The organism is Salipiger sp. CCB-MM3 (assembly GCF_001687105.1).
GTDB lineage: Bacteria > Pseudomonadota > Alphaproteobacteria > Rhodobacterales > Rhodobacteraceae > Salipiger.
The window spans coordinates 693,566-714,176 of record NZ_CP014595.1 but is presented as its reverse complement, the minus strand read 5'-3'; the positions used below and the strand labels follow the sequence as shown (position 1 = coordinate 714,176).

Sequence of the window (20,611 nt, the reverse complement as noted above, 5' to 3'; positions counted from 1 at the left end):
CCATGTGTCTGGGCATTCCGGGACAGATCGTCTCGATCACCGATGCGGGCCGCCAGATGGGCATGGCCGAGGTCTCGGGCGTGCGCCGCGAGGTCTCGCTCGCGCCCGTCGCCGACCGTCCGCTCGAAGCGCTGGTGGGCGAATGGGTGCTGATCCACGTCGGTTTTGCCATGGCGGTGATCGACGAGCATGAGGCGCAGGAGACGCTGATCGCTCTGCGCGAGTTGGGCGAGGCGCAGGAGGCGCTGGAGCAAATGGCCGAGGGCGACAGGGCTCTTGCCGGGGTGCACGCGGGGGAGGGCACGGCATGAGATACGTTCAGGAGTTTCGCGATCCCAAGGCCGCGCAGGGCGTGCTGCGGGCCATCGAAGCGGTCTGCACCGAGATCGGCTGCACCGCCGACGACCCGCTGCGCATCATGGAGATCTGCGGCGGCCACACCCATGCGATCTTTCGCTACGGGCTCGACAAGCTGGTGCCCGCGGGTATCGAGTTCATCCACGGCCCCGGCTGCCCGGTCTGCGTGCTGCCCATGGCGCGTGTCGACGATTGCGTCGAGATCGCCGAACAGCCCGGCGTGATCTTCTGCACCTTCGGCGACGCGATGCGGGTGCCCGGCACGCGTAAGTCGCTGCTGCAGGCCAAGGCCGACGGTGCCGACATCCGCATGGTCTACTCGCCACTCGACGCGCTGGAACTGGCGCGGCGCAACCCGGACCGCGAGGTGGTTTTCTTCGGCCTCGGCTTCGAGACCACCACCCCCTCGACCGCGCTCACCCTGCAGCAGGCGAAGCGCGAGGAGATCGGCAATTTCTCGGTCTTCTGCAACCACATCACCGTGCCGCCGCCGATCCGCGCGCTGCTGGAAGACCCGCATATGATCCTCGACGGGTTTGTCGGGCCGGGGCATGTGAGCATGGTCACCGGCATCCACTGCTATGATTTCGTCGCCGATGAGTTCGGCAAGCCCATCGTCGTTGCGGGGTTCGAGCCGCTCGATCTGCTGCAGTCGGTGCTGATGGTGCTGCGCCAGATCGCCGAGGGCCGCGCCGAGGTCGAGAACCAATACGCCCGCGTCGTGCCCGAGCATGGCAACCCGGTGAGCCTTGCGGCCATCGCCGATGTCTACGAGCCGCGCCCCAGCTTCGAATGGCGCGGCCTTGGCGAGATCGACGCCTCTGGCCTGCGCATCCGCGAGGGCTATCGCGCGTGGGACACCGAGGCCAAATTCGGCATCGGCTACGGCGCGCGCCCCAAGGTGGCAGAGCCCGAGGGCTGCGCTTGCGGCGCGGTGATGACCGGGCGGATGAAGCCCGTCGCCTGTCCTCAGTTCGGCAGAGGCTGCACCCCCGACACGCCGCTTGGGGCGCTGATGGTTTCGTCCGAGGGCGCCTGCGCGGCCTATTGGACCTATGGCGGCGCGCGTGCCGTCGCGGCGGCGGAATAAGGGCGGCCCCGTCCCCAGATGCCCGCAGATGCCTGAAGATCAAGGAGGCTCAGCCATGAACGCCCTCACTCCCAAACCCTCGCGCCACCCCTCGCGTCTTCGCGGCGACCGGGTCACGCTGGCCCATGGCGGCGGCGGCAAGGCCATGCGCGATCTCATCGACGAGGTCTTCACCTCGGTCTTCGAGCCCGCCGGGACCGAGGATCAGGCGCGGCTGATGCATAGCGCCTTGCAGGCCCCTGGCGCGCAACTGGCCTTCACCACCGACAGTTTCGTGGTGACCCCGGTGGAGTTTCCTGGCGGCGACATCGGCAAGCTGGCGGTCTGCGGCACAGTCAATGATCTGGCGGTGGGCGGCGCGCAGCCGCTCTGGCTCTCGGCGGCCTTCATCATCGAAGAGGGCTGCGAGATCACGCTTTTGCGCCGGGTGGTGGCCTCGATGGCGCGGGAGGCGGCGAACGCGGGCGTGCGCATCGTCACCGGCGACACCAAGGTGGTCGAGAAGGGATCCTGCGACACGCTCTTCATCACCACCTCGGGCGTCGGGGTGATCCCGGCAGGGCGCGACATGGCGGCGGCCAATATCCGGCCCGGCGATGCGGTGCTGGTCAACGGCGTGCTGGGCGATCACGGCGCGACCATCCTTGCCGCGCGGGGTGATCTGGCGTTGTCGTCGCCGATTGAAAGCGACTGCCAGTCGCTAAACGCGCTGATCGAGGCGGTGCTCGCCGCTGCGCCCGATGCACGCGCCTGTCGCGACGCCACGCGCGGCGGGCTGGCCTCGGCGCTCAATGAGATGGCGGCGGAGGCGGGGGTGACCGTCACGCTTGAAGACGCCGATCTGCCGATCCGCGACGAGGTGCGCGGGATGTGCGAGCTTCTGGGGCTCGATCCGCTCTATCTGGCCAATGAGGGCACGCTGGTGATGTTCGTGCCTGAAAAGCAGGCCGAGGCGGCGCTCGCGGCGATGCGCGCGCGGCCCGAGGGGCAGGGCGCGGCGATCATCGGATATGCCGCGGCGGCGGGGCCGATCCCGGTGGTCTGCCGCACCGCCTTTGGCGGCACGCGGATCGTCGACATGCTGGTCGGAGAGCAGCTGCCGCGCATCTGCTGAGACGGGGGCTACGTTACGGGACTTGCTTTCACGTGCAAATTCGGGAATCTTTCTCGTATCAGAGATGGATTCCCGGAGCCGATCCCATGCCCGATGCAGCAACCCTGCCCCCGCCCGATGACCTGTCAGGCTTTGCCGCGCGGCTTGCCCGCCGTCTTGCCGCGCTGCGCGGCGAGCGCGGGCTGACGCTGGACCAACTGGCCGAGCAGAGCGGCGTGTCGCGCGCCGCGCTCTCGCGGTTCGAGAAGGGTGAGACCAGCCCCACTGCCGAGGTTCTGGGCAAGCTCTGCCTTGCCTATGGGCTCAGCATGTCGCGGCTGATGGCGATGGTCGAAGAGGGGTTCACCGCGCATGTGCCCGCCGCCGAACAGCCGGTCTGGGAGGATGCCGAAACCGGTTTTACCCGCCGCGTGGTCTCGCCCGGCGCAACCGGGCTCGCCGCCGAGATGTTGCATTGTACGCTGACGCCGGGAGCCGAGATCGCCTATGACGCCTCGCCGGTGCCGGGGCTGGAGCATCACCTGCATCTGCTGTCGGGCAAGCTGCGGGTCGAGGTCGAAGGCGCGGCGCATGAGATGGCGGCGGGGGACACGCTGCGCTACCGGCTCGAGGGAGCCAGCCGTTTCACCGCGCTGAGCAAGAAAAAGCCCGCGGACTATGTGCTTGTGCTGGTGACGCCATGAGCGATGTGACCACCGGGGTGGAGATCCGCGCGCTGGGGCTGGCAGAGGCGCAGAGCCATCTGGCCGCTCTCGCCGAGGTCTTGCAGGCCTGCGTCGCCGATGGTGCCAGCGTCGGCTTCGTGATGCCATTTTCTTTGGCCGAGGCAGAGGGGTTCTGGCGGGGCCTGCTGCCCGAGGTCGGCACTGGCGGGCGTCTGCTCTTTGGTGCGTTCCTTGAGGGGCGTCTGGTCGGGACCGGATCGCTTGTGCCCGCGGGGATGCCGAACCAGACCCACCGCGCCGAAGTGTCGAAGATGCTGGTGCACCCGGCGTTCCGCCGCCGCGGCATCGCGCGGGCGCTGATGCAGGCGCTGCTGGAACGGTCCAAGCAGATGGGCCGCGATCTGGTGACGCTGGACACGCGCAGCGGCGACGCGGCGCAGCATCTCTATTCCAGTTGCGGCTTTCTGCCCGCGGGAGAAATTCCCGAATATGCGCTTGCGCCCGAGGGCGGCGCGCGGCGCGATGCGACGCTGTTCATGTACCGGCTGGGCTGAGCCTCAGCCGGTCGGCGTCGACCAGCTTTCCAGCGCCAGCCCGGTCATCCTGCGCAGCGGCGCATGTTCCGACAGATAGCGCCCCGCCAAGGCGCGGCGGGTGCGCTCGCTGAGCGCTGGCGCGGGGGCCGTGCGCCCGGGCAGGGCGCGGTCGAGCAGGCGCTGCACGGTTCCGGGCTGGGACGGCTCGGGCGCGGCGGCGGGGGCGAGGTCAATCGCGGCGGGCGCGAGCCCGAGGTGGGCGCACAGCTGCTCCCATACCTTGGCGGGCGTCTCGCGCAGCGCCTCATAGCTCAGGAACAGGATCTGCTCGCGGGGGAAGGCGTCGAGATAGCGCTGAAGCTGCGTTACGTAGTGGCTTTGTTGCGCGTAGCCGTGCCACGCGCTCCAGCCGCTGGCGAGGCGCTGCGGCTCGGCGGCCAGCGCCTCTTCGAAGCTGGGGCTGGGGTCGAGCCCCTGCACGCGGTAATCCGCATAATGCGCGAAGGCGCGGGCCACAGGGTCGCGCAGGGTGATGACGATCCGCGCGTCGGGACGGGCCTCGGCGATGCGGCTGGCGGCCTCGCAATGGGCAAGGTAGCAGGGCGAGGCATCGCCGCGCATCGCCGCGCCGCGCCCGGCGTATAGCGCGAGGTACTCCGCCGCATCAGTCACCGCGGTCGCCAGTGTCTCGCGGTCGTAGGGGCCGGCGGTCGGACGCGGATCATTGCCCGAATGGGTAAAGTATCTCGGCGCGCGGTTCTCGGGCAGAAAGACCTCCGGGTGCTGCGCCAGCCAAGTGCCCAGCGTCTCGGCCCCGGCTTTCGCCGCGCCGACGAGGTAGAATTCCGGGTAGTCTCTCGAAGAAGAGCGTGCCATGGAAACCGTCGCTAAAAACATGCGTATCACAGCATGTTATGGTGCGGCGGGCGCTCTCGTCCGCTCCGGCGGCGGACAGGCGGAGGGGGCAAGCGGATGTCCCACTAATCCGTTCGGAGAGGGTCAGCAGTTGGGCACGTTCACCGCCAGCCCGCCGAGCGAGGTTTCCTTGTACTCGTGGCCCATGTCGCGCCCGGTCTGGCGCATCGTCTCGATACAGGCGTCGAGCGAGACAAGATGCGTGCCGTCGCCGCGCATCGACAGCGAGGCGGCAGAGACCGCCTTGATCGCGCCCAGCCCGTTGCGCTCGATGCACGGCACCTGCACGAGGCCCTTCACCGGATCGCAGGTCATGCCGAGGTGATGCTCCAGCGCGATCTCGGCGGCGTTTTCGATCTGTGCAGGCGTGCCGCCCATGACGGCGCAGAGCCCGGCGGCGGCCATCGCCGAGGCGCTGCCCACCTCGGCCTGACAGCCCGCCTCGGCGCCGGAGATCGAGGCGTTGTATTTCACCAGCCCGCCGATCGCCGCCGCGGTTAGCAAGAACTCGGGGATGCGCGAGGAGGCGGCGCCGGGCACGAAGTCGAGCCAATAGCGCAGCACCGCGGGCACCACGCCCGCCGCGCCATTGGTGGGCGCGGTGACCACCTGTCCGCCAGCGGCGTTCTCTTCGTTGACCGCCATGGCGTAGCAGCTCATCCAGTCGTTGATCACATGCGGCGCAGTGAGATTGCGGCCACGCTCGGCCTGCAGCTGCTCGTGGATATTGCCCGCGCGGCGCTTCACGTTCAGCCCGCCGGGCAGGATGCCGCCGCCTTCCAGCCCGCGTTCGAGACAGCCCATCATCACCTCCGAGATGCGCAGCAGCCCGGCATCAAGCTCGGCGGCGGGGCGGCGCGACAGCTCGTTGCGGCGCTTCATTTCCGCGATGCCGAGGCCGGAGGTCGCGGCCATCTCAAGCATTTCGGCGGCGGTCTTGAAGGGGTAGGGCACGGCCGGGCCGTGGTCCTTGTCCTCTCCCGAGCTCAGCTCGTCCTCGGTCAGCACAAACCCGCCGCCGACGGAATAATACGTCTCTTGCGCGATCACGTCGCCCTGCGCGTCGGTGGCCATCAGGATCATGCCGTTGGCATGGCCGGGCAGATTGCGGTCGTAGTCGAAGCGCAGGTCTTTGGCGGGGTCGAACTTCAGCGGTGCCAGCCCTTCGGGATGCACCATGCCGGTCTCGTTGATCTCCGCCAGCGCGGCCTCGGCGGCCTCGGCATCGAAGGTCTCGGGCAGGAAGCCCGCCAGCCCGAGGATGGTGGCGCGGTCGGTGGCATGGCCGACGCCGGTGAACGCCAGCGAGCCATGCAGCGAGCCGCGCAGCCCATGGGCGGCGAAAGGCGCGGCGCGCAGCCGGTCGAGAAAGCGCCCGGCCGCCACCATCGGCCCCATCGTGTGCGAGGATGACGGGCCGATCCCGACCTTGAACATCTCGAAGACGGACAGAAACATGCAAAAACCTCGGTTGGCGTTGGGCTGTTTGCGGCGACCCTATCCTCTGGCGCGGCGATGTCACCTGCGGAAAGCGGCATTCCGCCGGGGAAAAACGCTGCGGCGCCAAGCGCGGGCCTGCCTTGGCGGGGATTTTGGCTATCGCCCGCGGGCGCGATCTTTCCTATAAGCGCCCCCGATATCACAAGAGGGGAGTCGCGGCGATGTCCGACCAGCTTTCGGCCAGCGATCTGGCCAAATTCGTATGCGCCCGCCGTGCGGCGGATTTCGTCGAGGACGGCATGCGCGTCGGTCTCGGCACCGGCTCCACCGCCGCTTGGCTGGTGCGCAGCCTTGGCAAGCGGGTGCGCGAGGACGGGCTGAAAATCCGTGCCGTGCCGACCTCCAGCCGCACCGCGGATCTGGCGCGTCAGGTGGGCATCGAGGTGATCAGCCTCGACGAGGCCGGCTGGCTCGATCTGACCATCGACGGCGCCGATGAGTTCGACCCGGCGCTGAACCTGATCAAGGGCGGTGGCGGCGCGCATCTGCAAGAGAAGATCGTCGCCTGCGCCTCCGACCGCATGGTGGTGATCGCCGATGCGGCCAAGGATGTGGCGACGCTGGGGGCCTTCCCGCTGCCGCTCGAAGTGATCCCCTTCGGCGGCGCCTCGACCCGTAAACTGGTCGAGCGCGCGCTGGCAGACATGGATGTGGACGGGCGCGAAACCACCCTGCGCATGGCGGGCGAGCAGCCCTTCATCACCGATGAGGGCAACCATGTGCTCGACCTGCACCTGAAGCGCATCGGCGATCCGCGCGCGCTGTCGCTGGCGATCAACCAGATCCCCGGCGTGGTGGAGAACGGCCTCTTCCTCGGCATCTGCGACACGGTGGTGATCGGCCATGCCGATGGCCGCGCCGAGCTGCGCGGCGGCGAAGCGGGCGAGAGCACGGTCGATCTCAGCGAGGCCCAGACGCTGCTCTGAGCCCCGCGCCCAGACTGACACCAACCAGACGACACCAAAAAGACAGGCCGCCCATGGATCATCCGTGGGCGGCCTTTCATCTTTCCAAAAATACTCCGGGGGCGCGGGGGCTGGCCCCCGCCTCGCCGCCTGACCTCTGCACGCACAGCGCGCACGTCGCAGAGCGCCGCGGCCATCCGGCCCGGTCGCTCTGGTCATCCGCCCGGCTCTGTGGTCTACCTCCCGCCGACAGAAAACAAGGCGACCCAGAGGCGACCCATGAGCGATTTTGACTTTGATCTCTTTGTGATCGGCGGCGGTTCGGGCGGCGTGCGTGCGGCCCGCGTTGCGGCGGGCGAGACCGGCGCCAAAGTGGCCCTCGCCGAAGAGGACCGTTATGGCGGCACCTGCGTCATCCGCGGCTGCGTTCCCAAGAAACTGATGGTCTTCGCGTCCGAATACGGCACGGTTGCCGAGGACGCCAAGGGCTATGGCTGGGACATCGCGGAGGGCAGCTTCAACTGGGGCAGCTTCCGCGAGCGGCTCAACAACGAGCTGGACCGGCTCGAAGGCATCTACCGCAACCTGCTGAAGAACTCGGGCGTCACCTCCTATGATGCGCGGGCCAAGGTGAAGGACGCGCATACGGTCGAGCTGTCGACTGGCGAGACGATCACCGCCAAGCACATCCTCGTCGCCACCGGCGGCCGCCCGATGCGCCCCGAGATCCCCAATGCCGAGCTGGGTCTGGTGTCGGACGATATTTTCCATCTCGAGGATCTGCCAAGCTCGATCCTGATCGTCGGCGGCGGCTATATCGCCTGCGAGTTTGCCTGCATTCTCAACGGGCTTGGCGTCGAGGTGACGCAATACTACCGCGGCGCGCAGGTGCTGCGCGGCTTTGACGAGCAGGCCCGCGGCCTGATCGCCGAGAGCATGGTGGAAAACGGCGTGCAGCTGCACTGCGGCACCGACATCGTTGAAATGCGCCTCGCCACCGCCGAGGATCTCGAAGAGCATGAGATCGCCGGCGTGCCCATGGGCGCACGGATGCAGGAAATGCTGGCCGATCACAGCGGCGGCAAGCCCGGCGACGGCCCGGTCTGGGTCAAGGCGTCGAACGGCGACGTGAAGGTCTTTGACAAGGTGTTCTTCGCCACCGGCCGTCTGCCCAACACCGACGACATGGGGCTCGAAGAGGCTGGCGTGAAGCTGGGCCGCAAGGGCGAGATTCTGGTGGATGACTACAGCGCCACGGATGTGCCCTCGATCTACGCCATCGGCGATGTCACCGACCGGGTGAACCTCACCCCGGTGGCGATCCGCGAGGGCATGGCCTTCGTCGAGACGGTGTTCAAGGACAACCCCACCAAGGTCGATCACGAGCTGATCCCCTCGGCGGTCTTCACCCAGCCCGAGTTCGGCACGGTGGGCCTGTCCGAGGAAGAGGCGGCCGAGCAGGAGCCGATCGAGGTCTATGCCACCTCGTTCCGCCCGATGCAGACCGCCTTTGCCGGTCGGCCAGACCGGGTGATGATGAAGCTGGTCGTCTCGAAGGAGACCCGCAAGGTGCTGGGCTGCCATATCGTCGCACCCAACGCCGGGGAAATGATCCAGCTGGCGGGGATTGCCGTAAAGATGGGGGCGACGAAAGAGGATTTCGATCGTACCGTGGCAGTGCACCCGACCATGTCGGAAGAGATCGTGACGCTGAAGTCCCCGGTGCGCACCGCTTGAATTCGCGGTGAAAATGCACAGGTAGGGGAACACACAGACGTGAGTGAGAGGGAAGGAACCTAATGGCAGGACACGGCGGCGGCCCCTGGGGCGGCGGTGGCAATCAGGGTGGCGGCAGGCCGCCCAGCGGTGGCGGAGGCAACAACAACGGTGGCCGACGTCCTGAGGATCCGCAGATCCCCGAGATCGACGAGCTGATGAAGAAGGGCCAGGAGCGGCTGCGCGTGCTGATGGGCGGGCGCGGCGGCAACAACGGCGGGCGCACCGGTGGCACCGGTGGCGGCTCGGGCGGGCCCAAGTTCAACCGCAGCACCGTGGCCCTGATCGCGCTGGTCGCGGTTGGTGTCTGGGGTTGGATGAGCTTCTACACCGTCCGGCCCGAAGAACAGTCGGTGGAGCTTTTCCTCGGCAAATATTCCTCGACCGGCAATCCCGGCCTGAACTTCGCACCTTGGCCCTTCGTCACCCATGAGGTGGTGAATGTGACCTCGGAGCGGACCGAGACCATCGGCAATGGGCGTGATTCGGCGGACAGCCTGATGCTGACCACCGATGCCAACATCGTCGACATCGAGTTTCAGGTGGTCTGGAACATCAACGATCCGGCGAAACTGCTGTTCAACATCCGCGACCCGCAGCTGACCGTGCAGGCGGTCTCCGAGGCGACGATGCGCGAGATCATCGCGGCCAGCAACCTCGCCCCGATCCTCAACCGCGATCGCGGCATCATTGCAGACACCGCGCGCGAAGAGATTCAGGCGACGCTGGACGAGTATGAGAGCGGCATCAACATCGTGCGGATCAACCTCGACACCGCCGATCCACCCCGCGAGGTGATCGACGCCTTCCGCGAGGTGCAGGCCGCCGAGCAGGAGCGTGACCGCCTCGAACGTCAGGCCGATGCCTACGCCAACCGCGTGGTCGCCGAGGCCCGGGGTGAAGCGGCGCAGATCCGAGAAGAGGCCGAAGGCTATCGTGCGCAAGTGGTCAACGAGGCGCTGGGTGAAGCCAGCCGTTTCTCTGCCGTGCGCGAGGAATATGCCAAGGCCCCCGAGGTCACCCGTCGCCGTCTCTACCTCGAAACGATGGAGAACGTGCTGGGCGGGGTCGACAAGACGATCCTCGACGAGGGCGTGACCGGCGAGGGCGGCGTTGTGCCTTACCTGCCGCTCAACGAGCTGAACCGCAGCCGAACCACCACAGAGGGAGGTAACTGACATGCGCAAGTCGACTTATGTGCTGCCGGTGATCGTCGTTCTGGCGGTGATTGCCCTCTCGTCGATCTTCGTGGTGGACGAGCGCGAGAAGGCTCTCGTGCTGCAGTTCGGCCAGATCAAATCGGTCAAGGAAGAGCCCGGGCTCGCCTTCAAAGTGCCGCTGATCCAGGAAGTGGTGAAATACGACGACCGCATCCTGTCGCTCGACACCGACACCATCGAGGTGACGCCGTCGGATGACCGCCGCCTCGTTGTGGACGCCTTCGCGCGCTACCGCATCGCCGATGTGGTGCGCTTCCGTCAGGCCGTGGGCGTGGGCGGTCTGCGCACCGCCGAGGACCGCCTGTCGGGCATCCTCAACGCGCAGATCCGCGAAGTTCTGGGTGCCGATCAGGTAACCTCGGACGTCATCCTGTCGGAAGACCGTCGCGGGCTGACCAACCGCATTCGCGACCAGGCGCGCCAACAGGCGCTGTCTCTGGGCCTTGATGTGGTGGACGTGCGTCTCAAGCAGACCAACCTGCCGTCGCAGAACCTCGAAGCGACCTTCGCCCGGATGCGCGCCGAGCGGGAACGGGAAGCCGCCGACGAGATCGCCCGTGGTAACGAGGCCGCGCAGCGCGTGCGCGCGCTGGCCGACCGGACCGTGGTCGAGACTCAATCGGAAGCTAACCGCGATGCCGACATCATCCGCGGTGAGGCCGACGCCGAAAGCAACGGCATCTATGCCGAGGCCTATGGCGCCGATCCCGAGTTCTTTGGCTTCTACCGGTCGCTGCAGGCTTACCGCAAAGCGCTGCCGGGCGAGAATTCCTCGATCGTCATGACCCCGACCGGCGAGTTCTTCGACTATTTCCGCAATCAGGGTGAGGCCACTCCGGCACCGCTCGCGGAAAGCTCGGAAGAGGGCGAGGATTCCGCTGCGGCGGCGCCTGCGGCCCCCTCTACTTCGGGCAGCACGGCCACCGGTTCTTCCACCAGTGGAAGCGCCACCACCGGCGCCACCGCCACCGAGTGAGCGGCACCGACATACTGACGGGGATCGCTCTGGTTCTCGTGATCGAGGGGCTGGTGTACGCACTGGCCCCTTCGCTTGTGGAGCGCATGCTCGAGGCATTGCGCGACATGCCGCTGGAGATGCGCAGGTTTCTGGGGCTTGCGACGCTGATCACTGGGGTTCTGCTGCTGTGGATCGCGCGCCGCTGAGCGGGCATGCGCCGAGCCTGCCGGCGGCGCGCCGCCGAAATTTTCACTGCCCTGTCACATGGGCTTGAAACCTTGAAACCTTTTCTTTGGTGGCCGCTCAAAGCACCTATGTTACGCTTGTTCATGAGGAGGCAGCGCGCCGCGTGGGGCACCGCGCTCAAGACCGCGATCAAGGCTGCCGAACAGAAGGAGTTCCCTGTGAAACCACAAAATCTTGCAGTGACGGAGGGTGCGAGCCCGGTGCGGCTGTTCTGGCTTGCCACGATCTCCGCATTCATGATCGTCTCGCAGTCGCTGATGGCGCAGGCGCAGAGCGCGCCTGACAGCTTCTCGGGACTGGCCGAGCGCGTCAGCCCCTCGGTCGTCAATATCACCACCTCGACGATGGTCGCGGGGCGCACCGGCCCGCAGGGCATCGTTCCCGAAGGCTCGCCCTTCGAGGATTTCTTCCGCGAGTTTCAGGATCGCAACGGCAATGGCCCCGAAGGCGACCGCCCGCGCCGCTCCTCGGCGCTCGGCTCGGGCTTTGTGGTGTCGGAAGACGGCTATATCGTCACCAACAACCACGTCATCGAAGGCGCGGATGAGATCACCATCGAGTTCTTCTCCGGCAAGGAACTGGACGCGAAGCTGGTCGGCACCGATCCCAACACCGATATCGCGCTGCTGAAGGTGGACGCGGACGAGCCGCTGCCCTTCGTCAAGTTCGGCAACTCCGACGACAGCAAGGTCGGCGACTGGGTGATGGCCATGGGCAACCCGCTGGGGCAGGGCTTCTCGGTCTCGGCCGGGATCGTTTCGGCCCGCAACCGCGCGCTCTCGGGCACCTATGACGACTACATCCAGACCGACGCGGCGATCAACCGCGGCAACTCGGGCGGCCCGCTGTTCAACATGAACGGCGACGTGATTGGCGTGAACACCGCGATCCTCTCGCCCAATGGTGGCTCGATTGGCATCGGCTTCTCGATGGCCTCGAATGTGGTGACCAAAGTGGTCGACCAGCTCAAGCAATATGGTGAGACCCGCCGCGGCTGGCTCGGCGTGCGCATTCAGGACGTGACCCCGGATATGGCTGAGGCGCTTGGCCTCGACAGCGCCGAAGGTGCCATGGTCTCGGATGTGCCCGATGGCCCGGCCAAGGACGCAGGCATGAAGGCGGGCGACGTGATCGTCTCCTTCGACGGCAAATCGGTCTCCGACACCCGCCAGCTGGTGCGGATCGTCGGCAACACCGAGGTCGGCAAATCGGTCCGTGTGGTGGTCAACCGCAACGGCAACACCGAGACGCTGCTGGTGACCCTCGGCCGCCGCGAGGAAACCGAGACCGCCGTGCCCGCCTCGCAACAGCAGGAGGGCATCGAAGAGCCCGCCACCAAGGACCTGATGGGCCTCACCCTGTCGCCGCTCACCGCCGAACTGCGCAGCGAGCTGGGTCTGCAGGACAGCGCCAAGGGTCTTGCGGTCACCGATGTCGACCCCGCTGCCGAAGCCTATGAAAAGGGCCTGCGCGCCGGGGACGTGATCACCGAAGCCGGTCAGACCGAGGTGCTGAGCCTCAATGACCTCGAGGATCGCATCACCGAAGCCAAGGACGCCGGACGCAAGTCGATCCTGCTGCTGGTGCGCCGCGGTGGGGATCCGCGCTTCGTGGCCCTGAGCCTCGACACGGACGAGTGAGCCGCTAGGTTCCACAGGCCAAGCTCATGAAAACGGGGCGGGGGGAAACCCTCGCCCCTTTTCTTGTCGGCAGCTTTTTCTCGAGGCCTTTGGCCTTCATTGTTCTGCAAATACGCAGTCGGCACCTGCCGCCAGCGCCGAAGCCGCGTATTTTTGGAACAATGAAAGGCTCAGGGCAGCACCCGGCGCAGGCCCGCCTGCACCTTGAGGAGGGCGGGCAGATAGTCTTGCGCCAGATCCTCCGGCTCCGCCTGCATGGCGGGCAGGCCGGTGTTCAGCGCGGCCACCACCTTGCCATGCGCGTTGTAGAGCGGCACGGCGATGGAGCGCAGGCCCATCTCCACCTCTTGGTCGATAATGGCGAACCCCTGCGCGCGGGTTTGCGCGATGCGGGCGATGATCTCTTCGGGGTCGGTCAGCGACCGCGGCGTGCGCGGCGTGAGGTCAGAGCGGTCGAGCAGGGCGCGCATCTCCGTTTCGGGCAGGGCGGCGAGCAGCACCCGGCCCATGGAGGTGCAATGGGCCGGCAGGCGCGAGCCGGGCATCAGGCCGATGCTCATGACTTTGCGCTGCGCCGCGCGGGCGAGGTAGACGATCTCGGTCTCGTCGAGGATCGACACCGAGCTTGACTGATGGATCTGTTCCGACAGCTGATCGAGCCAGGGCTGCACCAGCTGCGGCAGGGGCAGGGCGGCGAGCGCCCCCATGCCGAGGCGCAGCACCCGCGGGGTGAGCTGGAAGAATTTCCCGTCGTAATCGGCGTAGCCCAGCCGGTGCAGCGTGAGCAGGCAGCGCCGCGCGGTGGCGCGGTCGAGGCCGGTCATCTCGGCCACCTGCGCGATCGACAGGCGCGGGGTTTCGGCGCGGAAGCACTCGATCACCTGCAGGCCCTTCGCCAGAGAGGCGATGTAATCGGTCGGTTTGTTCAACATGCGCACGATTTGCGGCGGTATCTGAACAAATGTCAACATGCGCACGAAATCCATAGCCCCTGTTACCCGCAGGTCATATTTCCCCTTCCGAGGGCGATCCGCGCCCACAGGAGGATTTTCATGGACAAGAGCATCGCCAGCGCCGCGGAGGCCGTTTCGGTCATTCCCGATGGCGCCACCGTGATGATCGGCGGCTTCGGTGGCTCCGGCGCGCCGATCGAGCTGATCCACGCGCTGATCGACCACGGCGCCAAAGACCTGACCGTCGTCAACAACAACGCCGGCAATGGCCACGTCGGCCTTGCCGCGCTGATCGAACAGAAGCGGGTCAAGAAGCTGATTTGCTCCTTCCCGCGCTCGGCGGACCCGCGGGTCTTCACCGAGGCTTATCTGGCCGGAGAGATCGAGCTTGAGATCGTGCCGCAGGGCACGCTCGCCGAGCGTATCCGGGCGGGCGGCGCGGGCATCCCGGCCTTCTATACCGCCACCAGCTACGGCACCGAACTGGCCGAGGGCAAGCCGGTCGAGGAATTCGAGGGCAAGCACTACGTCCGCGAGCGCTGGCTCAAGGCGGATTACGCGCTGATCAAGGCCGAGCTGGCCGATCCGCACGGCAACCTGACCTACCGGATGGCGGCGCGCAACTTCAACCCGGTGATGGCCATGGCCGCGACCCACACCATCGCGCAGGCGTCGCAGATCGTTCCGCTGGGCGGCATCGATCCCGAGCATGTCATCACCCCCGGCATCTTTGTCGGCTCGGTGGTCGAGGTGGCAAAGCCCGCACAGGAAGAAGAGCTGAACCGGGCGGAGGCCGTTTACCCATGAGTGATACCATGACCGACATTTCCGCCATCAAACTGAGCAACGCCCAGATCGCATGGCGCGCGGCGCAGGACATCGAGGATGGCGCTTACGTCAACCTCGGCATCGGCTTCCCGGAGATGGTTGCCAAGTTCCAGCCCGAGGGCAAGCAGGCGATCTTCCACACCGAGAACGGCGTGCTGGATTTCGGCGAAGCGCCGAAGCCGGGCGAGGAAGACTGGGACTGCATCAACGCGGGCAAGAAGGCGATCACCATCAAGCCGGGCACCGCCTTCTTCCACCACGCCGACAGCTTCGCCATGGTGCGCGGTGGCCACCTCGACGTGGCCATCCTTGGCGCCTACGAGATCGCGCAGAACGGTGACCTTGCCAACTGGTCCACGGGCAAGGGCGGCGTGCCCGCCGTCGGCGGCGCGATGGATCTGGTGCAGAGCGCCAAGCGTGTGGCGGTGCTGACCGATCACGTCACCAAGAAGGGTGCGCCCAAGCTGGTGGCCAGCTGCTCGCTGCCGCTGACCGGCGTGGGCTGCGTGACGCGCATCTACACTTCGCTGGCAGTGGTTGACGTGGTGGGCGGCAAATTCGTCCTGCGCGAGAAGATCCCCGCCATCTCCTTCGACGAGCTGCAGGCGCTCACCGGCGCGCCGCTGCATGTCGAGGGTGACGTTGCCGACCTGATCTGCCCGGAGCTCTGAGATGACCGAAGCCTATATCTGTTCCTACATCCGCACGCCCATCGGCCGCTTCGGCGGTTCGCTGTCCGCGGTGCGGGCCGACGATCTGGGGGCCATCCCGCTGAAGGCGCTGATGGCCAAGCACGACATCGACTGGTCGGCGGTGGACGAAGTCTATTTCGGCTGCGCCAACCAGGCGGGCGAAGACAACCGCAACGTCGCGCGCATGTCCTCGCTGCTGGCGGGGCTGCCGGTGACGGTGCCGGGCACCACCCTCAATCGCCTCTGTGGCTCGGGCATGGATGCGATCATCGCCGCCGCGCGCGCCATCAAGGCGGGCGAGATCGAGCTGGCCATCGCGGGCGGCGTCGAGAGCATGAGCCGCGCGCCCTTCGTGATGCCGAAGGCGTCCTCGGCCTTCTCGCGCAATGCCGAGATCTACGACACCACCATCGGCTGGCGCTTCGTCAACAAGCTGATGAAGGCGCAATACGGCGTGGATAGCATGCCCGAAACCGGCGAGAACGTGGCCGCGCAGTTCGGCATCAGCCGCGAGGATCAGGACGCCTTTGCCATGCGGTCGCAGGAAAAGGCGGCGGCTGCGCAGGCCAATGGCCGTCTCGCGCAGGAGATCACCCCGGTGACCATCCCGCAGCGCAAGGGCGATCCGCTGATCGTAGACACCGACGAGCATCCGCGCCAGACCTCGCTGGAGAAGCTCGCCAAGCTGCCGACGCCGTTCCGCGAGGGCGGCTCGGTCACGGCGGGCAACGCCTCGGGGGTGAACGACGGGGCCGCGGCGCTGATCATCGCTTCGGAAGCGGCGGTGAAGGCGCATGGGCTGACCCCGATCGCGCGCATCGTCGGCGGCTCCACCGCAGGCGTCGAGCCGCGCATCATGGGCTTTGGCCCGGCACCGGCGTCGAAGAAGCTGATGGCGCGGCTTGGTCTAACGCAGGACGCCTTCGACGTGATCGAGCTGAACGAGGCCTTCGCGTCTCAGGGCATCGCCACGCTGCGCGATCTGGGCATCGCCGATGACGACCCGCGGGTGAACCCCAACGGCGGTGCCATCGCGCTTGGCCACCCGCTTGGCATGTCGGGCGCGCGCATCACCGGCACCGCCGCGCTGGAGCTGAAGCCCGGCCAGAAGGCGCTGGCGACCATGTGCATCGGCGTGGGTCAGGGCATCGCCATCGCGCTTGAAGGCGCGTAGGCAACAGCTGAACCATCTGCTCTGCAAGGGCATGTCAGGGGCGGGGGGCAACCTCCGCCCTTTCTGCGTCAAAAGATGGCTGGCGGAAACATGCCGCTATGTCAGGGATTAATGTCTCGATAATGACACGGCGTGACCTGCGCTTGGCCCGGCCACTTGCGTCGGCGTGCCTGCGTTGCGAACCCTAGGTCAATCCGGGCGACCCTCTGGCGGGCAGACAATCAACAAAAATGGAACTGAACATGACGACCTCTGGCTTTCTCGCTACGGCCGGTCTTGCGGCATCTCTGGCATTGTCGGCGCTGCCGGCAGCGGCGGACGGCACCTTCGTGCAGCTCGAACAGGCGCAAAGCACCTCGGGCGCCGTGCTGGCGGTGAACCGCGACAAGCTGAACTACGGCGGAGTGGTGAGCCATTGGGACGGAGGGTATTCGGTTGTCGGCAGCCTCACCTACGGGTTCGACACGCCGATTGGTGCCAGCTTCAAGATCGGCCCGGCGGTGGGCGGGGTCTACAAGGATGGCGAAGAAGACGAATATGACTTTGGCGTGCGTGCCTCGCTGGACCACTGGATGCCCACGTCTTTCGGCTCGTTCTACTATCTGGGTGAGCTCAACAGCATCGAACACAGTTGGTTCGGGCTGGTCTCTTTCGGTTGGGGCGACAGCGGTTTCAACACCGAGCTTTCGCGCGGTGGCAGTGACAGCTATCTCGACACAACCTTCGCGGTGAACAAGCATTACGATGGGCCGGTGAGCCTGCGTGCGGGCTATCGCTTCATCTCGGGCGAGTTCTTCATCGGCTTTTCGGTCAACACATTCTGAGCGCCACGTGTTCTGAAGGCAGTGCGGCGCGTCAGCCGGGCAGGCCGAAGCTGATGCGTCGCGCGATATCTGCAATCACCGCAGAGGTTCGGGTGCTGACCACGCCCGGCGCATCGCCTTCCGCGTAGAACCGCACAAACAGTGCCTCGCGCTGCTCGGCTGTCGGCTCCAGCTTCAGGCGCGCGCCGTCGGTGGTGGTGGCGATCACATAGGCCTCGAGGTCGCCCACGTCGGGCAGATGCAGAACGCCACGGGTCTGCAGCGGATAAAGGTTTCCGCGCAGCCGCGCCGTATCGAGCGTGAGCGACGACAGCCACAGCGCGTCACTGCGGCCATTGGCGGTGAAGCTCACCCGTTCGGGTTTGTCGGCGATATGGGATTCGGCGCGGGGCAGTTCGATGCAGGTAAAGCAGGTCACCGTCAGCACGGCCATATTGTAGACGGTCCAGAAGACGATCACCCATTTGCCATCGCCCGCATCATTGTAGGCGAAATTGTCGTCGAAGATGCCGAGGCTGAGGCCAACCACGCTCAGCACAAGGCAGATCGCGAAGGGCGCCATCAGCCGCCATTGCACGACCACCTTAGAGCGGTCGCCGCCTTTGGCGGTGACCGAGAACTTGTGCCCCTTGGGGCGGAACAGCCCAGTATAGGCCGCGCGGGTGATCGGGATCGAGCCGATGAGCTGGCTGACGTCATGCATGACCGGGATCATCAGCCCGCGCGACAGCAGGTTCATCACCATGGTGACCCAGACGTAATAGGGGCCGAAATAGATCAGCACATCGGCCAGCTGCGCATCGACAACGGTGATGTTGAAGAACCAGTAGAGCAGCGGAAACACGATGGCGGCGATGCGGAACGGAAAACTGGTGGCCCAGAAGAACACCGAGTCGATGACGCTCCAGCGGTCGCGGATGCGCAGGTTGGCCTTGCTGAGCGGACCCACGGACGAGCGGGCGATCTGCATCAGGCCGAGGCACCAGCGGGCGCGCTGGGTGATGTATTCTGCAAGGCCTTCCGGCGCGAGCCCTTCGGTGAGCGGCTCGTTGAGGTAGACGGTCTTCCAGCCGATGGTCTGCAGCGAAATCGTGAGCATGAAATCTTCGGTCACGCTCTCCGTAGGGAAGCCGCCCAACTCGCGCAGCGCCTCCCAGCGGCAGACCGAGGAAGTGCCGCAGCAGATCGCCGTGCCCCATGCATCGCGCGAGCATTGCATGTGGTCGAAGAAGAACCGCTGCTCGTCAGGGTAAGAGGCGCTGAGCCCGAGGTTGTGCTGGATCGGGTCGGCGTTGAAGAAGTGCTGCGGCGTCTGCACCAGCCCCACGGTAGGGTCATGAAACAGCGCCAGCGTGCGCGAGATGAACCCCCGGTGCGGCACGAAATCCGCATCGAGCACCGCGCAGAAGTCCGGCGGCACCGGGTCTTCGGCCAGCCGGTCCAGCGCGTGGTTGATGTTGCCCGCCTTCGAGCCTTTGTTGTCGGGTCGCCGCATGTAACGCACGTTTTGCGTTTCGCAGTAGTCGCGCAGCCAGTCGCGGCGGTTGTCGTCGAGGACGATGATCTCTTTGTTGCGGTGCCGCAGCGATTTGGCCCCGATGATGGTGCGCTCGAGGATCTCGCGGTCCTCGTTGTAGGTAGCGATCATCACCGCAACTTTGGGCTCTTTGTCGCCCCACCATGCGGCGTGTTCGTCGGCCTCGATGCTGCGCTGCTTGTGGCGTGCAAGGATGACGAAGGCGCTGAGCGAGCCGATCAGCGTGGCCAGTTCGAGCCCATAGAGCGCGTAGCTGAAGAAGGCGCTGGCGCTGAACTCCAGCGGTGCCAAGGTCTCTGCGCCCCGCCACCACGCGTAGCGCGCGGCAAGGATGAAGGCGATGGCGAAGAGGATGCTGCGGTCGCGGGTGCGGTAGATGTCGACGATGAACGGCAGGATCAGCCCGATGCCCGCCACCAAGAGCAGATAGGCGCTGCTCGACCCCAACTCGCCGAGATGGGGGAACGGGGCGAGATCGCGGTTCATCTCAGTCGAACCAGCCGCGGAAGATGTCCAGCGGACGCCCGTCAAAGAAGGCCCGGCCAGTGCGGCCCACGGCGCAGCCGATCTCGGGGTCGGCGTTGAGCGAGGGCACCAGCAGCGTCACGTCATAGCGTTCAAGGTGCTTTGCGCTCGGCGCGACGGCGAGGTTGGCGTAGATCGTGCGCGCGCCGCTGCCGGCAAGGCGGCCGACCGTGGCGGGGTAGAGATGCGACTGCCCGGTGAAGCGGAAGCTGGCGTCCTGCCCCACGCGGAGCGAGTTGAACGTGCGCTCGGTCACCGAAAGGGTGATCATGCTGCGGCTGCAATCGACGAGGCGCAGAATCGGATCGCCGCGCTGCACGGTCACGGCATCAGCCTGCAGGGTCTCCCAGAACAGCATGCCCTCGGCGGGGGTGCGCAGTTCGGCGCGCGACTGGCGGCCAAGGCGCTGGCGGGCGCGGGTCATGCGGCGCTCGATCGCGGCGCGCTGCGCGTCGGTTTCGGTGAGGGCCGCGTTCAGACTGTCGAGTTCATCGTCGATCTGCGCCATGCGCTGTCCGGCATAGGGCGCGTCGTTGTAGCCGTCGCCGAGATAGACCCCCTCGCGCGCGGTGGCGAGTTCGATCTCGAGCGTCTCGACGCGCTCGCGGGCGTGCGAAAGCGCCAGCGCGCGGGTCACCGGCTCGCCGGGGCGGCGGCTGTCTTCGACGGTCACGCCATCGGCCAGCGAGGCGGCGGCGCTGCCGGTGCTTTCGTCCGATGCTTCGAGCAATGCGACGCGCTCGCGCGCCTCTTTCAGCCGCGCCTCGATCTCTTCGATGCGGGCGGCGTGAAAGCGTTCGGCCCGGGCCTCAAGATCGGCGCGCGCCTTCTTCTTCTGCTCGATGTCGGCCTCGAGCCTAGCATAGGCGGCGCCTGCCGTGTCGGCTTCGAGTTGCAGATCATACAGCCGGACGGAATCGGCGAGCGGATCGTTCACCGTGGCCAGAAGCTCATTCTGTCCCAGCCGCGCGCCAAGCGCATGGCCCTGCATTTCCAGCGTGCCCGCGACCGGCGCACGCAGCGTCACCACCGGCGCGTTGACAGTGGCGTTGGCGCTGGCGGCGGTCATCTGTTCGCCGATGATCACCCACAGCGTGGCGAGGATCGCGGCGATGCCGATGATGAGGCGGGTATACTTCATGTGCTGCTCGCGGTG

At 66.6% G+C, this 20,611-nt stretch carries 20 protein-coding genes; 15 read left to right on the top strand and 5 right to left on the bottom strand.

What is annotated here, in order from left to right:
• Positions 1 to 2: 2 nt before the first annotated feature.
• The 5 genes from AYJ57_RS03460 to AYJ57_RS03440 all read left to right on the top strand — a co-directional run bounded on the left by AYJ57_RS03460 (position 3) and on the right by AYJ57_RS03440 (position 3,780).
• Positions 3 to 311: a HypC/HybG/HupF family hydrogenase formation chaperone gene (locus tag AYJ57_RS03460; protein ID WP_066101241.1), complete on the top strand. Its 309-nt coding sequence runs from the start codon at positions 3 to 5 to the stop codon at positions 309 to 311.
• Positions 308 to 1,447, top strand: a complete 1,140-nt coding sequence (gene hypD / locus AYJ57_RS03455; RefSeq protein WP_066101238.1) for a hydrogenase formation protein HypD — start codon at positions 308 to 310, stop codon at positions 1,445 to 1,447. The genes AYJ57_RS03460 and hypD overlap by 4 nt, the downstream gene beginning before the upstream one ends.
• A gap of 55 nt (positions 1,448 to 1,502) precedes the next feature.
• The gene (gene hypE, locus AYJ57_RS03450) at positions 1,503 to 2,561 is read left to right on the top strand and encodes a hydrogenase expression/formation protein HypE (RefSeq protein WP_066101235.1); all 1,059 of its coding nucleotides are present in this window, start codon (positions 1,503 to 1,505) and stop codon (positions 2,559 to 2,561) included.
• 86 nt (positions 2,562 to 2,647) lie between these two features.
• The gene (locus tag AYJ57_RS03445) at positions 2,648 to 3,244 is read left to right on the top strand and encodes a helix-turn-helix domain-containing protein (protein ID WP_066101232.1); all 597 of its coding nucleotides are present in this window, start codon (positions 2,648 to 2,650) and stop codon (positions 3,242 to 3,244) included.
• Entirely contained in the window at positions 3,241 to 3,780 is a 540-nt protein-coding gene (locus AYJ57_RS03440; protein WP_066101229.1) for a GNAT family N-acetyltransferase, read from the top strand. Before AYJ57_RS03445 ends, AYJ57_RS03440 begins: the two co-directional genes overlap by 4 nt.
• 3 nt (positions 3,781 to 3,783) lie before the next feature.
• On the opposite strand, the gene AYJ57_RS03435 is transcribed toward AYJ57_RS03440, so the two are convergent.
• On the bottom strand, positions 3,784 to 4,638 hold the full coding sequence (locus AYJ57_RS03435) for a sulfotransferase family protein (RefSeq protein ID WP_066101226.1): 855 nt from the start codon (positions 4,636 to 4,638) through the stop codon (positions 3,784 to 3,786).
• A 123-nt stretch (positions 4,639 to 4,761) separates the two neighbouring features.
• On the bottom strand, positions 4,762 to 6,135 hold the full coding sequence (locus AYJ57_RS03430; RefSeq protein WP_066101223.1) for an L-serine ammonia-lyase: 1,374 nt from the start codon (positions 6,133 to 6,135) through the stop codon (positions 4,762 to 4,764).
• 203 nt (positions 6,136 to 6,338) lie between these two features.
• On the opposite strand from AYJ57_RS03430, the gene rpiA reads away from it, so the two are divergent.
• The 6 genes from rpiA to AYJ57_RS03400 all read left to right on the top strand — a co-directional run bounded on the left by rpiA (position 6,339) and on the right by AYJ57_RS03400 (position 12,922).
• Complete coding sequence (gene rpiA / locus AYJ57_RS03425; RefSeq protein ID WP_066101220.1) at positions 6,339 to 7,103, top strand: ribose-5-phosphate isomerase RpiA; 765 nt, start codon at positions 6,339 to 6,341, stop codon at positions 7,101 to 7,103.
• 258 nt (positions 7,104 to 7,361) lie between these two features.
• On the top strand, positions 7,362 to 8,819 hold the full coding sequence (locus AYJ57_RS03420) for an FAD-dependent oxidoreductase (RefSeq protein WP_066101214.1): 1,458 nt from the start codon (positions 7,362 to 7,364) through the stop codon (positions 8,817 to 8,819).
• A gap of 62 nt (positions 8,820 to 8,881) precedes the next feature.
• Positions 8,882 to 10,036 carry an FtsH protease activity modulator HflK gene (hflK, locus tag AYJ57_RS03415; RefSeq protein ID WP_066101211.1) on the top strand — a complete coding sequence of 385 codons (1,155 nt, stop codon included), beginning with the start codon at positions 8,882 to 8,884 and terminating at the stop codon, positions 10,034 to 10,036.
• A 1-nt stretch (position 10,037) separates the two neighbouring features.
• Complete coding sequence (gene hflC / locus AYJ57_RS03410; protein ID WP_066101208.1) at positions 10,038 to 11,054, top strand: protease modulator HflC; 1,017 nt, start codon at positions 10,038 to 10,040, stop codon at positions 11,052 to 11,054.
• On the top strand, positions 11,051 to 11,242 hold the full coding sequence (locus AYJ57_RS03405) for a DUF2065 domain-containing protein (protein WP_066101205.1): 192 nt from the start codon (positions 11,051 to 11,053) through the stop codon (positions 11,240 to 11,242). Before hflC ends, AYJ57_RS03405 begins: the two co-directional genes overlap by 4 nt.
• 276 nt (positions 11,243 to 11,518) lie before the next feature.
• On the top strand, positions 11,519 to 12,922 hold the full coding sequence (locus AYJ57_RS03400; RefSeq protein ID WP_235952898.1) for a DegQ family serine endoprotease: 1,404 nt from the start codon (positions 11,519 to 11,521) through the stop codon (positions 12,920 to 12,922).
• A 170-nt stretch (positions 12,923 to 13,092) separates the two neighbouring features.
• On the opposite strand, the gene AYJ57_RS03395 is transcribed toward AYJ57_RS03400, so the two are convergent.
• Positions 13,093 to 13,854: an IclR family transcriptional regulator gene (locus tag AYJ57_RS03395; RefSeq protein ID WP_066106605.1), complete on the bottom strand. Its 762-nt coding sequence runs from the start codon at positions 13,852 to 13,854 to the stop codon at positions 13,093 to 13,095.
• Positions 13,855 to 13,974: 120 nt separating this feature from the next.
• Between AYJ57_RS03395 and AYJ57_RS03390 the strand changes: the two genes are divergently transcribed.
• The 4 genes from AYJ57_RS03390 to AYJ57_RS03375 all read left to right on the top strand — a co-directional run bounded on the left by AYJ57_RS03390 (position 13,975) and on the right by AYJ57_RS03375 (position 17,393).
• Positions 13,975 to 14,682, top strand: coding sequence for a 3-oxoacid CoA-transferase subunit A (locus tag AYJ57_RS03390; protein WP_066101203.1), 708 nt, complete (start codon positions 13,975 to 13,977; stop codon positions 14,680 to 14,682).
• An 8-nt stretch (positions 14,683 to 14,690) separates the two neighbouring features.
• The gene (locus AYJ57_RS03385; RefSeq protein WP_193789521.1) at positions 14,691 to 15,374 is read left to right on the top strand and encodes a 3-oxoacid CoA-transferase subunit B; all 684 of its coding nucleotides are present in this window, start codon (positions 14,691 to 14,693) and stop codon (positions 15,372 to 15,374) included.
• Position 15,375: 1 nt separating this feature from the next.
• On the top strand, positions 15,376 to 16,569 hold the full coding sequence (gene pcaF / locus AYJ57_RS03380; protein ID WP_066101196.1) for a 3-oxoadipyl-CoA thiolase: 1,194 nt from the start codon (positions 15,376 to 15,378) through the stop codon (positions 16,567 to 16,569).
• 242 nt (positions 16,570 to 16,811) lie between these two features.
• Positions 16,812 to 17,393 (top strand): hypothetical protein, encoded by a 582-nt coding sequence (locus AYJ57_RS03375; protein ID WP_157373944.1) that lies wholly within the window; start codon positions 16,812 to 16,814, stop codon positions 17,391 to 17,393.
• Between the two features lie 31 nt (positions 17,394 to 17,424).
• On the opposite strand, the gene AYJ57_RS03370 is transcribed toward AYJ57_RS03375, so the two are convergent.
• Positions 17,425 to 19,416, bottom strand: a complete 1,992-nt coding sequence (locus tag AYJ57_RS03370; protein WP_066101193.1) for a glycosyltransferase — start codon at positions 19,414 to 19,416, stop codon at positions 17,425 to 17,427.
• Between the two features lies 1 nt (position 19,417).
• Positions 19,418 to 20,596, bottom strand: a complete 1,179-nt coding sequence (locus AYJ57_RS03365) for an HlyD family efflux transporter periplasmic adaptor subunit (RefSeq protein WP_066101190.1) — start codon at positions 20,594 to 20,596, stop codon at positions 19,418 to 19,420.
• Positions 20,597 to 20,611 lie beyond the last annotated feature (15 nt).

What these genes read in the sequence shown, in the direction of transcription:
- AYJ57_RS03460 (WP_066101241.1), top strand. Translation starts at nt 3, where the DNA reads ATGTGTCTGGGCATTCCGGGACAGATCGTCTCGATCACCGATGCGGGC.
- hypD (WP_066101238.1), top strand. Translation starts at nt 308, where the DNA reads ATGAGATACGTTCAGGAGTTTCGCGATCCCAAGGCCGCGCAGGGCGTG.
- hypE (WP_066101235.1), top strand. Translation starts at nt 1,503, where the DNA reads ATGAACGCCCTCACTCCCAAACCCTCGCGCCACCCCTCGCGTCTTCGC.
- AYJ57_RS03445 (WP_066101232.1), top strand. Translation starts at nt 2,648, where the DNA reads ATGCCCGATGCAGCAACCCTGCCCCCGCCCGATGACCTGTCAGGCTTT.
- AYJ57_RS03440 (WP_066101229.1), top strand. Translation starts at nt 3,241, where the DNA reads ATGAGCGATGTGACCACCGGGGTGGAGATCCGCGCGCTGGGGCTGGCA.
- AYJ57_RS03435 (WP_066101226.1), bottom strand. Translation starts at nt 4,638, where the DNA reads ATGGCACGCTCTTCTTCGAGAGACTACCCGGAATTCTACCTCGTCGGC.
- AYJ57_RS03430 (WP_066101223.1), bottom strand. Translation starts at nt 6,135, where the DNA reads ATGTTTCTGTCCGTCTTCGAGATGTTCAAGGTCGGGATCGGCCCGTCA.
- rpiA (WP_066101220.1), top strand. Translation starts at nt 6,339, where the DNA reads ATGTCCGACCAGCTTTCGGCCAGCGATCTGGCCAAATTCGTATGCGCC.
- AYJ57_RS03420 (WP_066101214.1), top strand. Translation starts at nt 7,362, where the DNA reads ATGAGCGATTTTGACTTTGATCTCTTTGTGATCGGCGGCGGTTCGGGC.
- hflK (WP_066101211.1), top strand. Translation starts at nt 8,882, where the DNA reads ATGGCAGGACACGGCGGCGGCCCCTGGGGCGGCGGTGGCAATCAGGGT.
- hflC (WP_066101208.1), top strand. Translation starts at nt 10,038, where the DNA reads ATGCGCAAGTCGACTTATGTGCTGCCGGTGATCGTCGTTCTGGCGGTG.
- AYJ57_RS03400 (WP_235952898.1), top strand. Translation starts at nt 11,519, where the DNA reads ATGATCGTCTCGCAGTCGCTGATGGCGCAGGCGCAGAGCGCGCCTGAC.
- AYJ57_RS03395 (WP_066106605.1), bottom strand. Translation starts at nt 13,854, where the DNA reads ATGTTGAACAAACCGACCGATTACATCGCCTCTCTGGCGAAGGGCCTG.
- AYJ57_RS03390 (WP_066101203.1), top strand. Translation starts at nt 13,975, where the DNA reads ATGGACAAGAGCATCGCCAGCGCCGCGGAGGCCGTTTCGGTCATTCCC.
- AYJ57_RS03385 (WP_193789521.1), top strand. Translation starts at nt 14,691, where the DNA reads ATGACCGACATTTCCGCCATCAAACTGAGCAACGCCCAGATCGCATGG.
- pcaF (WP_066101196.1), top strand. Translation starts at nt 15,376, where the DNA reads ATGACCGAAGCCTATATCTGTTCCTACATCCGCACGCCCATCGGCCGC.
- AYJ57_RS03375 (WP_157373944.1), top strand. Translation starts at nt 16,812, where the DNA reads ATGACGACCTCTGGCTTTCTCGCTACGGCCGGTCTTGCGGCATCTCTG.
- AYJ57_RS03370 (WP_066101193.1), bottom strand. Translation starts at nt 19,416, where the DNA reads ATGAACCGCGATCTCGCCCCGTTCCCCCATCTCGGCGAGTTGGGGTCG.
- AYJ57_RS03365 (WP_066101190.1), bottom strand. Translation starts at nt 20,596, where the DNA reads ATGAAGTATACCCGCCTCATCATCGGCATCGCCGCGATCCTCGCCACG.